Raw genomic sequence first — 12,862 nt, forward strand, 5'->3', positions numbered from 1 at the left:
CATTTTTTTTATGATTTTGTATTTTAAATTTATAAGATGCATAATTAGAGTTGATTATCAAACTTAGATTGTTTTATTTCAAGCTTTTTTGTAAAAAAAAAGAATATGAAATGAAAAGTTATTAGTATTAAAAAATAATTTAGATTATTTTTTTTACTTGTTAAAAAAAAACTAATTATTAGGTAGTTGCCTACAAGTTTGATTAATAGTCTTTTTTGCTTTAAAATGAATTTTTTTGAGTTTTTTTTGAATTTTAGCATAAAATTATTGTTTTTTTGTTGGATAATTCTTAATTAATTATATTTTTGCAGTACCCAAATTAACAAAATTTTTAATGTTCATATATAAATTTTTCTCCAAAACTGTAGTTAGTGTATTGTTAATAAATGCATTGACTGTTCTTTTGCTTTGTTATTTTTTAAAACCAAATAACACAATTGTCTATGTTGATTATGTTAAAGTCTTTGATGGTTTTGTAATGACAAAAGAATTAAAACGAACTGGTGAAAAAGAATTTAATGCGAGAAAAGCGCATCTTGATTCTTTGTATTCTACTTTACAGTCCCAATCTATTTCTGAAAGCAGTAAGCAAAACATGATGAAACAATTTGTTCAGGAAAAAGAACAATTAGAACAATTTAATCAGAATTTTGCAGGTAGTGAGTCTTTAAAAATTTGGGCAAGAATACATAGTTACGCCGAAGAGTTTTCTAAGGAAAATGGTTATAAACTAATAATAGGTTCTGAAAATAAAACTCCTGTTTTATATAGTGATGAAAGCATCGATGTAACTCAAAATTTTATTAAGCACATAAACAAAAGATATGAAGGACTTAAATAAGTTATTTTATATTCTTTTGTTTTTGATATGTCTTTCTTGTAAAAAAGAAACTAATAACAATTCCAAAGATTCTGAAATTAGAGATCGTTATTTTAATCTTGAAAAAATAGGTTGGAAATCCCGCATATACACTCAAAAAGTTGAAGACATTGGTTTTACTGCTGCTGAGGTTCCTATACAATATTACCTACTTAAAGATTTAGGTACAGAAGATCTAAAAACTGTTGATTCTCTTTATGAAGCAAATAAGAGAGAACGCATACTTGAATTTACTTTCCAGCAAGAAGAAGAAAAAGATTTACTTTCAAAAGACTTTACGGGAGTGGATTATACCGATGCAGTAAAATATATGTCATTTGGTCTCGATAAAGATTTTTATGTAGTAACCTCTAAAAATGATACTATCTCTTGTTCAGGAGTTACTTATGAGCGTAGTTATAAAATTGCTCCTTATCAAAAAGTATTGCTATTCTTTTCAGGAATAGATCCTAATGAAAAAATACAACTTGTATATAACGACTTCCTTTTTAGAAAAGGCACCCTAAAATTTAAATTTAAAGATCCCTATACCCAAATAGCCTTATGATCAAACAAAGAAAAATAAGTAAATTTAAAAAAACAGTAGCTATTTACTTAGCTATGATGATTCTTATGGAAACCTTTCAGCCGATGCAAATTTATGCATTAACAGGAGGTCCATCACAACCAGAATTTGAGGCTTTTACACCCATTGGTACATCTGACATGGTGGATTTGGCAAGTGGAGATTTTAACTATAATATTCCTATAATGGATGTTGGGGGATATCCTTTGAACTTAGCCTATAACTCAGGTGTTACAATGGATCAGGAAGCTTCATGGGTAGGACTTGGTTGGAATCTAGATGTTGGTCAAATCAATAGACAAATGCGAGGTCTGCCAGATGATTTTAATGGAGATGAAATGACCTACGAAAATAATATGAAACCCAATGTTACTATTGGTGCGGATGTTAATGCATTTATGACGGCATTTGGTATTAATGAACAAAATAAGAAAGGAAAATCTATTGGTGCAACTTTAAGTGCTGGTATGGGAATTAAATACAATAATTATGACGGGATTACTGTCACCAATAGTTCGGGTATTAGTTATTCCATTTCAGATAATCTTTCTGTAGGCATGAATATTTCTTCATCTGCATCAGAAGGTGTGTCTGTATCACCAAGTGTAGGATTTCATGGCAGATTATCAGGAAACGAAAAAAATAACACAACCTTAGGAACTAATTTTGGTGTTAGTTACAATAGTCGAAAGGGAGTTGAAAACATAACACAATCTACAAGTCTAAGCACTGTAGAAAATAGTAAAAAAATTGGTTCCAATGATATGGGGTCAGGTTCACTTTCTTTTATTAATGCTTCGTTTACTCCGACTAAAAGAGTGGGTATGTCATCTTCTAATTATATGTTTAGTGTTAATTTAGAGGGTGAACTTTGGGGAATTGAAGGAGGAGTAAAATTCTCTGGATATAGAACTAGTCAGGGAATAAAAGACTCTGAAAAATTTAAAAATGAAAAAGCTTATGGTTATGAAAATACTTATAATGCTGGCAAATCAGATATCTTAGATTTTAACAGAGAAAAAGACAGAACTTTTAATAAAAACACAACTTCATTACCTATTACCAATAATACATATGATTTATATAGTATCCAGGGACAAGGAATTGCTGGAATGTATCGCCCGTATAAATCTCAGGTTGGCTATGTGTATGATAACGAAACTACAGATGCCACTTCTGGCGGTAGCTTAGGTCTAGAATTTGGTGCTGGTGGTGGTGTCCATTTTGGAGTTGATGCTACAGTAACTTTAGGAAAAAGTAGTTCTTTAATATGGGAAAATTTAAATCCTGCTTTAGGGAGATTTAAAGAGAAAAAGAATAATGCCCTTGACTATGAAAAAGTTTTTTTTAAGAATATTGGAGGGAATCATGTTGATCAGGAATTAAGTCTTTTAAAGAGTAATTTAGGAGGATATAGTCCTATAAAGTTAAATATTGAGGGTGGTAAGTTTTCTAGAAATACAAGTCAAAATTATTTCACAAATACAGAATCTATTTCTGACTTTGGGACAATTGCTAGAACAAAACGTTTATCAAGAAATCAATCTATTGAGAAATTAACTCGTCTTGAAGCATCGAAATATGGATTTACAAAATACGAGAAAAAAAATCAATTTAGTTCATTTTCTGTTAAAGGAAAACAAGACCACCATACATCAGAAATTAAAATTACAAAAGATGGTGGAGAACGCTATATTTATGGAAGAGCGGCTTATAATGCAGTTAAAAAAGAAGTTACTTTTGATGTAGGAACTACTCCTGATGTTGATTATAAAACTAGTCTTGTTACCTATCAAAATGGAGATAATTCTGCTGGTAACAATCAGAAAGGTGATCAATATTTTAATAGAGTTACTACGCCTGCCTACGCACATTCTTATTTATTAACTTCTGTATTATCGTCAGATTATCAAGATTTGACAGATGATGGACCATCAGACGATGACCTAGGTACGTATACCAAATTTGAATACGAAAATAAAAATAGAGATAAAGCGCATACTTATAAATGGAGAATTCCTTTTAAAAGTAATTCGGCTAATTATGATGAAGGACTTCGCTCAAGTAAAAAAGACAATAAAGGGAATTATATATACGGTGAGAAAGAATTATTATATGTTAAAAAAATTGAGACCAAAACACATATAGCTATTTTTCACCTTTCAGAAAGAAATGATGGTTATGGTGTAGATAGTGAAAATGGCGGATTAGGTAAAGATTCGAAAATGTATAAACTCGACAGGATCTCATTGTATTCTAAACCAGAATACAAAGCTAAAGGAGAAGATGCAATACCTATAAAAGAAGCTCATTTTGAATATAACTATAGTTTATGTCAAGGCATTGACAATCACAAAAATGCAAACGAAGCTGAATTTGACGGAGAGAAAGGAAAACTAACACTTACTAAAGTTTATTTTACCTACAAGAATTCAAAAATGGGGAAATTTACTCCTTATGTATTTAAGTATGCGCCTGGCACTCTTGCTTTCCAAAAAGATGGTACAGAAAATACTGGCTATAAAATTGAGAAAGACCGTATAAACAATCCATCATATGATATGAAAGCTTATGATGTATGGGGAGGTTATAAACCATCAGATACTCTTTTAGATGGAAAAACATTTAGTCATTTACCTAATGCTGAATATCCTTTTGTAAATCAAAGCGACCGTGAAAAAGCAGATCAATATGCTTCTGTATGGTTATTAAAATCTATACGTTTACCTTCTGGAGGTCAAATTGAAGTTAATTTTGAAGCAGATGATTATGCATTTGTTCAAGACAAGCAAGCGATGCAAATGTTTAAGGTTGTAGGAAGTGGAGCAATAACACCTTCAAATTTGGATGAGATTGATAATTCTATAAAAAAGACATCTTTAGGAGAGTATATTTATGTAGAAATAGATAAAAATTTGGACAACAAAACTTTTAAAGAAACGTATTTAAAATCTATTGGTACGGACGAAAATCCACTTTATTTTAGATTCTTGCTAAATATGGTTAACCCTAATCCATTGCCAGGAGGGAATCCTGACAAATATGATTATGTAACGGGGTATACAAAAATTGATGCTGGGAAAGATTGTGGTTTTTTTACTGTAAATGGAAAAAATTACGCTTCAATTCCAGTTCAATATGTAGGGAGTGGTGATGGATTTAGTAAGGAATCGGATAAAGACACAAATCCTATAAGAAAAGCGGGTTGGAACTTTGGAAGAAAACATTTAAACCGACTTGTTTACAGCATGACTAATGAGGAGGATACTAATAATGTAAAAGGTGTGGTTATGGAGTTAATAGGGTGGATTCCTACTCTATTTGACATTTTTACGACTCCTAACGAAAAATTAAATAGAACCGGAATTGCTAGTAATTTCGTTACAGGTAAATCATGGATTCGTCTTATGAATAACAATGCTCATAAAATAGGAGGAGGTAGCAGAGTTAAAAATATCGAACTACATGATCAATGGAATTTGATGACAGAAAATGATACTGACGATCTTTACAAACAATCTTATGGACAAAATTATACTTACACAAACAAAGATGGTAGCTCATCAGGAGTTGCTACTTATGAACCTTTAGGCTCTAAAGAGAATCCTTTTGTAAAACCTCTTTATGATAAAAATAAAAGAGATTTATTATTAGGCCCTGATAGTGATAATTATGTTGAAGAACCTCTTGGAGAATCCTTTTTTCCTTCTCCGAAAGTAACTTACAGTAGAGTTACAGTAGCTAATTTGTCGCGTGAGAAAAAAAATAATCAAAATGAAACATTAGTGGTTAAAAAGCACGCAACAGGATCTGTTGTGACTGAATTTTATACCGCCAAAGAGTTTCCAACTATTGTAGATCGTACCACTTTATCTTCAAATTTTGATACATCGACAGCTTTAGCGAGTCTTTTAAATCTTAATGTTAAAAATCACATAACACTTTCGCAAGGTTTTTCAATTCATACGAATGATATGGATGGGAAGATGAAGAGCCAAAGGGTTTATGGAGAAGGACAAACCGAACATATATCAGGGGTAGATTATAATTATAATACAATCACAGATGTTCAAAGCCCTAATAAGGGGGAACTAGATAACGATGTGCAAACTATTGATTCTAAAGGGGTTATTGGTAAGAAAACAGTAGGTGTAGATTATGATGTTATAAATGATTTTAGAGAAAGTAAATCTATAACAACAACAGCAGGTATTCATGTTAATATTGCTACGTTGCCAATAACAATATTTGTAATTGTTGTACCTACTCCTATACCAAGTTATTCTAAACATGAAGACCAAATTAGAACTGCAACAACAACCAAGGTTATTCATAGTGTGGGTATTCTTTCAGAAAAAGTAGCATATGATTCAGGATCTAAAGTCTCTACAAAAAATCTGGCTTGGGATTCTGATACTGGTGAAGTATTATTGACACAAGTCACTAATGAATATAATGACAATTATTTTAGTTTCAATTTTCCTGCTTATTGGAGTTATGCAGGTATGAGTCAGGCAACTAAAAATGCAGGATTAGAATCTAAGATTTCAATAGTTGGCGATAGCTATAAATTCAATACAGGTCAAAAACCGTCTGATTATTTAATAGATGGTGATGAGGTTTATGTAACGGGATTTAATACTCTTGGTGAAAACAAAGATAAAAGAGCCTGGGTTGTTAAAGCTAATGATGCTAGTTTTAAACTTATTGATATTAATGGACGTTTAATCAGAGATATAGAAGTTGATGGAAAAATAAAAATAATTCGTTCTGGTCATCGTAATTTACAAACTGCTTCAATGGCAAGCGTAACCTCAATGAGAAGTCCATTGTATAACTATAATGCCAACAATACTGTTACAAAAGTAAAAGATAGTATAGGAAGTGATCCATTTCTTTTTTCAACAGCCAATGATAGAATTGTAAATGCTTCTGCGGTACAATACAATGATGTTTGGCCTTCACAATGTGAGTGTAACTTGCCTAAGATGGTATTTGTCAATGGTAAATTACAATATGAATATGAAAAAGGAATTAGCCCTGATGATGATTCAGAGAATGATAATTCCTATAATCCTTATGTGTATAATGTTCTGGGTAACTGGAGAGCAAATAAATCCTATGCCTATTTAACTGGTAGAAATTATACTATTGATCCAACTCCTCGTAAAACAGGTTTCTTTACAGATTTTGCTTCGATGTACATTTTTAAAAATAATCATTGGGTTATAAGAGATGATGCTAATTACAAAAAATGGACTTATGCATCAGAGGTTACTCAATTTAATCCTTGGGGGCAAGAAGTTGAAAATAGGGACGCATTAAAAAGATATTCTTCTGCTATATACGGTTACAATAATCGCTTACCGGTAGCAGTAGCTTCAAATACAAAGTATACCGAATTAGCATTTGATGGATTTGAAGATTATGATGATACAAAATGCATAAAAGATTCTCATTTTGACTTTAAAGCAAAATTAAAATTGCATGATGTAAGTGTCTCAACAACTCAATCTCATACAGGAAGAAAGAGTTTGAAGGTTGCTCCAAATACAAAAACAATTGTAAAAAAACAAGTTACTCCATGTGCTACAACAGGAGTTACTAATCCATAATTGTTGTTAAACAGAATAAATAGCTATTTAATAAATAATACTCAGTTGATTATAATAATTATACTCAATTGATAATAAAAAAATTATGTCAAAAAGTTTTAAAATACAAAAATATTGGGTAGTCACTATAGGTGTGCTATTATTTTCATTGAGTGCTTTTGCTCAGGATTATAGTAATCAAATCATAGGTTTTGAAGCTACAAATGGCATTGCTTCTCTTGGAGAACATGAAGATGTTCTTGCACATGTGAATAGGCAAAGTAAAATTGATTTGCTTGATAGACAACAAATAAGTCAATATCCTATATTTAACAAAAGCAACAATTTTGTTTTGAGTGATTCAAAATCAGAACAAACTAAAAATATTGCTACTAATTCTGCACTCTCATTAACAACTGTTGTTGAAATCCCTGCTTTAGAAAAAGCTGCACTTATTGCTTTTTATAACAGTACTAATGGAGCCAATTGGGGTATTAAGACACCTTGGGATATTACTTCGGATGTATCTACATGGGCAGGTGTTGGTATTACTGATGGACATGTTACTTCCTTGACAATGGAAAATTATAAGTTGACAGGAGTAATACCACGTGAAATTGGAAATTTAACATATCTTAAAAAAATCTATTTTCTTTCCAATAATCTTACAGGACCTATCCCAGTAGAGATAACCCAATTAGCTAATTTAGAAGAGTTAGTCTTAGCTTTTAATCAATTAAGTGGCACGATTCCTTCTCAAATTGGTAATCTTTTAAAACTAAAGCAATTAGCGCTAAACGGTAATCAATTGACCGGTGGAATTCCTGTTGAAATTGGAAAATTAACGGAGCTTTTAAATGTTTATTTACATACTAATAATTTAACAGGTTCAATCCCAGCAGAAGTTATTAATTTAACCAAAATAGGATGGTTCACATGTAAAAACAATAATTTAAGTGGTAAAATCCCATTATTTGCACCTTCATTATGGAAACTTGAAATACAAGAAAATGATTTTCGCTTTGCTGACATTGCCCCATATTATGCGGCTCATAAAAATATCCGCGCCTTTGTTTATGCGCCTCAACATAATACAGATACTAGAGATTTCATTAACGTAGAAAAGGGGAAACCAGCAACTTTAGCGATGTTTACCGATACAAGATCTGATTCTCAAGATACCTATCAGTGGTACAAAGGTTTCTCTTCAAATGGAACTTTAATTTCAGGAGCGACTTCCAGAGAATATACAATTCCAAATTTTCAAGCTGCTAATGAAGGCTATTATTATTGTATTGCTAAAAATCTTGCAATAACCAATTCTGCAAATAATGATCAAAATTTAATTCTAGAAAGAAATTTTATAAATTTAAAACTAGCTGTAGACTGTAGCAATGATTATAATCGTGCTGGAGAAATTCAGTTACCTAATGCTATCTACGGAGATCAACGTGGGATATTTATTAATCGTTTAAATACTGTTAATTTTCTTAAAAGGTATACCAATTCAGGTAGTTCTTTAACTTATGATTGGAAATTATATGATGCAAATGGAATATTATTGCAATCTGCTACTACCACTTCTTTTCCAATTAACCTTACCGAATTAGGAAATTATAAAATTACATTAACAGTTTCGGATCTAGGGTGCTCTTCTAATTATGAACAAATAATAACAGCCAGGGACCCTAATGTATGTATTATTAGTCCTGAAGAACGAGGCTATAACGCGGATATAGAGATACCTAACTATGGTGATATAGAAGTAAACACTGATGTAATACTAAATTTAAGCCAACCTAGTTTTTCAACGGAACCTTTTGCTTTTAATTGGAGTTTATTTAATCCAGCTGGTCTTTTAATAAGTTCTGGAACAACTCCAACTTTTTCTATAAATCTACCTACACTTGGAGAGTATAGAGTGGAATTAAAAATTACAGATCCAAATGGTTGTTCAACCAATTATGTAAAAACAGTTACATCTCTTGATGCTTGTGGTCTTACAGAGAATGAACGTCAGTTCCGTATTTGGACTAGTGTTGATGAATATAATACAGAAGCTGCTGCTTTGGTAAAAATTAATGAGCCATTTGAAGTAGGTCCAGATGTGAGAGGGGGTCCAGAGAATGAAAAAAAATATACGTATAGCTGGACTTTATATAACCCTAATGGAGAATTAGTGACTTCTGAGAGTATCTTTATTCTACCATTAACTTTAACAATACCAGGTTATTATAGGGTGAATTTAACAATTACCGATATTTTAAGCGGGTGTACTTCAATCCAAACCAGAGTTATTGGTTGTTTAATTAATAACAGCTGTACCAATGAAAATCCGAAATCTAACATAGTTAAAGATTTATTGGCTAATCTGATTGCAAAACTTATCACTCGGTCTTTGCTAGGAGAAACAGATCAGCAAATAAATGCTACACAAACTGCTGCTGATTTGGAGGCTTTAAGACCTTATATTACTAGTATGATAGGTACTAAGATTTATAATTATGCCACTCTGATAAATGAATATAATCAAATTACAAGTTTATCTTTTTCATTCTCTCCTGATAGAGAGTATGATGTTCGTCTATCATTTAAGTTTGGGTTTAATTATTACATTGACAATGAGAGACCTATAGAGGAAATCTACAGCGAGATAGCATCTTTTTTACCTATTAATATAAGTCAATACATGACACCCAACGAGTATCTAATTACTTGTGATGTTGGTGCTCCTCCATCTAGAATGAGTAAAAGTGCTACTATTCTGAATCCAAGTGATTGTCCCGGTAAATCAGAAATTAGGTTTGTTAATTTTTGTCCACCAGATTGTTCTCCAACTATTGGAGAAATAAAATCAACTTTAGAAGATTTTTGTATTGCTCAACCAAGTGCTTTTACTTTTGAGACTACTGCTACTAACTTAAGCTATAAATGGACAGCAACTACGACAGCTGATGTAGTTATCAATACTGTTTTAAACAATACAACAGGTATGTACTCTTATACCTTTACTGAACCCGGATCGTATATCATTAAGGCAGAAGTAACGGATGCCTTGGGATGTACAGCATTCTTTAGTAAAGCAATTACAGTAAAAACAACCTGCTTAGTAGAAACTATTTGTATAAACGAACCAGTTAATTTGTCTTTTGAAACTACATCAACTAATTTAACTTATGAGTGGTCTGCTAAAAATTCGGATAATGTCATTGTAAATTCAATTACAAATACAACGGGCTTATATAGTTTTACTCCAACAATATCAGGGAATTATACCATATATTTAAAGGTTTATGAAAAAAGTGAATGTACTTTTGAATTTAGTAAGGTTATAAAAGTTGATGCGTGTGAACCTTTTGTTTCCTGTACTAAGAAAAATGAAAACACCAAAATAATCAAGTCTGTCTTTATCGCTTTGGTAAATAAATTAGCCAGTCTTCCTGCTGAGACAATAACTAACGGATTTACAAACAATGAGCTAAAAGCTTTAGCGTTTTATGTAAAAGATGAAAATCCTGGTATTTATAACTTTGTTCACGATACACAACAAGGTTTCATTGCCTTTTCTTTTGCAGATCATCCAGATTATGATGTTAAAATTGCTATGAGCGGAAATGTAGTTGCTGATTTTAATCTCGATGATTATGAATCTAATATTATTGTTACTGAATTAAGAAAGGATTCTAATGATCGTTTTGAGAGTTTTGTAAATCATATAGATTTTTGTTCTGAATTATATTGTACATCACACATAGCTATTGTAGTTGATGAATCAGGTTCGATAGATCCTAAAGAGGAGGCTACTAAAATCAAAAAACAGTTAAAGAAATTTATTAAGCAACAGGCCGATGATAATGATGATTTAAGATCAGATGTTTATGTTTCATTAATCGGAATGTCTGATGGAGATACTACTGTTAGAGAAGATCATGTTCTAGGCTTAAGAGTAACAAATAAAGACGCTAGTGTATTAAAGAAATTTAATGATTGGATTGATAAATATGGTTCGCGCAGTGGAGTAGGTATAAGTGCTTCTTCTGATTATTGGAAAAGTGGTTTAGATGTCGCTTTAAATTTAACAATGAAACCAAATGTAGTAATAATGATTACTGATGGCTGTGAGACTAATAATGTCGGTCTGTTAAAAGAAACCATGTCAAAATTTAGGAACTCTAAAGACCCTTTTGATAGCAGTACAGATAAACCTCATTTATATGTAGTTGGTATAGAAGACGGGTTTTATGTTGATGGCGGTCTAACCAGTGGTAAATTGGCTAGGAATGAAGACCCAAATTATGTTCCAACAGTAGCTGTTGAGAGTGGGGAATCAAGAGTAGTTCCTAATCTTACAACATCATTAAAATATTTGTTAAGTTATTCTGAAAAAGAGTTCCCTGTAGCCCACATTGATGATTTTGCTGAAGCGGACTATTATGGTCATGCAAACTTTGATTACTTGGGAACTATGGAAACCTATTTATCAGATAATTTGAAACTTGGCAAGTTTTCTTGTGGTGAGCCAGCGGCTAAAAATTATTGCTCTGATTGTCTATCATTTCAGCCAGTTCCAGGAAAGGAATATATGCTAAGTGCATGGGTTAAGGAAGAATCTTTTGTTCAGGTAAAAACGTATGAAAATGCAGTAATTAATGTTATTTTTTATAATGATGTTAAAGCTGAAGATTTTTATCGAATTTCTACCGAAAAATTAAGCGCTAGCGGCGATATAATTGATGGTTGGCAAAGGATCGCAGCGAAGTTCTTAATCCCTAAAGGGACAAAAACTATTGGAATTGAACTAGAGAATAAGAGTGGTGGAATTCCAGCCTATTATGATGATATCAGAATATATCCGCTTGAAGGAAGTGTAAAAACGTTTGTTTATGATTCCGAAACATTCAAGCTGATGTCGGAATTAGATGAAAACAATTATTCTACCTTTTATGAATATGATAATGAAGGTGGTTTAGTGCGAATAAAAAAGGAAACTGCTAAAGGTGTAAAAACTATTCAGGAAACCCGTTCAGGCAATATTATTAATAACTAGTTTATGTTTCAAAAAATACTACTAATCATCTGTTTTTTTACAATTGTCTCTGCAGGCTATAGTCAAACAGTAAATGAAGTTTTAGAAAAAATGGGAAAGCAATATAGTACCGCTGAACCACTTCAATATAATTTAAATTATAGTTTATATAAAAGTGCTGAATCTAAAAAAATTGAGCAGTCATATAAAGGTATTTTTATAAAAAATGCTTCAAACGAAATTTATATGAAAATCGATAAAACGGAAATATTGAACTCTAAAACGATTAATTTAAAAATTAGTCATCCTGAAAAAGCGATTGAAATAGCTAATCCAATAAAGAATTATTTTGGAGATTTTGATATTAAACCTTTACTGGATTTGTGTAAAATAGAGTCTTTTAAAGATTTTAAAACATATTGGGAAATAACATTGATAGCAAAAAAGTATTCAGCTCTTCCTTATTCTAAAATAATAGTGCAAATATCAAAAAAATATTTTTTGCAAAAATCAATTTTTTATTACAGTACAGCAGTAAATTTTTCTGATGATTATCGAGCTCCAAAATCGTATTATCCGAGATTAGAAGTTACAAATACCAATTTCAATAGAAAAGTACCTAGTTCTTCTTTTTTTACAACTAGTAATTTTTTTACAACAAGTAAAAATAAATATGTACTAGCCGAAAGATTGAAAAATTACGAAGTTATTGACCAAAGAAACATTTCCAATAAATAAAATCAGATATATGTATATCAATAAATATTTAATAGCATTTGCATTTACTCTTTTTTCAT

General features: G+C 31.3%; 5 protein-coding genes. All 5 read left to right on the plus strand.

From position 1 onward, the window contains the following. Nucleotides 1-334 precede the first annotated feature (334 nt). Nucleotides 335-841, plus strand: a complete 507-nt coding sequence (locus B8T70_RS20790) for an OmpH family outer membrane protein (protein WP_086896089.1) — start codon at nt 335-337, stop codon at nt 839-841. Next, a complete protein-coding gene (locus B8T70_RS20795; protein ID WP_086896090.1) occupies nt 825-1,427 on the plus strand; it encodes a hypothetical protein in 603 nt (200 codons plus the stop codon). Before B8T70_RS20790 ends, B8T70_RS20795 begins: the two co-directional genes overlap by 17 nt. Continuing rightward, complete coding sequence (locus B8T70_RS20800; RefSeq protein WP_086896091.1) at nt 1,424-7,060, plus strand: hypothetical protein; 5,637 nt, start codon at nt 1,424-1,426, stop codon at nt 7,058-7,060. Before B8T70_RS20795 ends, B8T70_RS20800 begins: the two co-directional genes overlap by 4 nt. A gap of 85 nt (nt 7,061-7,145) precedes the next feature. Then, nucleotides 7,146-12,086, plus strand: coding sequence for a vWA domain-containing protein (locus B8T70_RS20805; RefSeq protein WP_086896092.1), 4,941 nt, complete (start codon nt 7,146-7,148; stop codon nt 12,084-12,086). A 3-nt stretch (nt 12,087-12,089) separates the two neighbouring features. Beyond that, nucleotides 12,090-12,803, plus strand: a complete 714-nt coding sequence (locus B8T70_RS20810) for a hypothetical protein (RefSeq protein ID WP_086896093.1) — start codon at nt 12,090-12,092, stop codon at nt 12,801-12,803. Nucleotides 12,804-12,862: the final 59 nt, after the last annotated feature.

Source organism: Flavobacterium sp. AJR, assembly GCF_002156885.1.
Taxonomy (GTDB): Bacteria; Bacteroidota; Bacteroidia; order Flavobacteriales; family Flavobacteriaceae; genus Flavobacterium.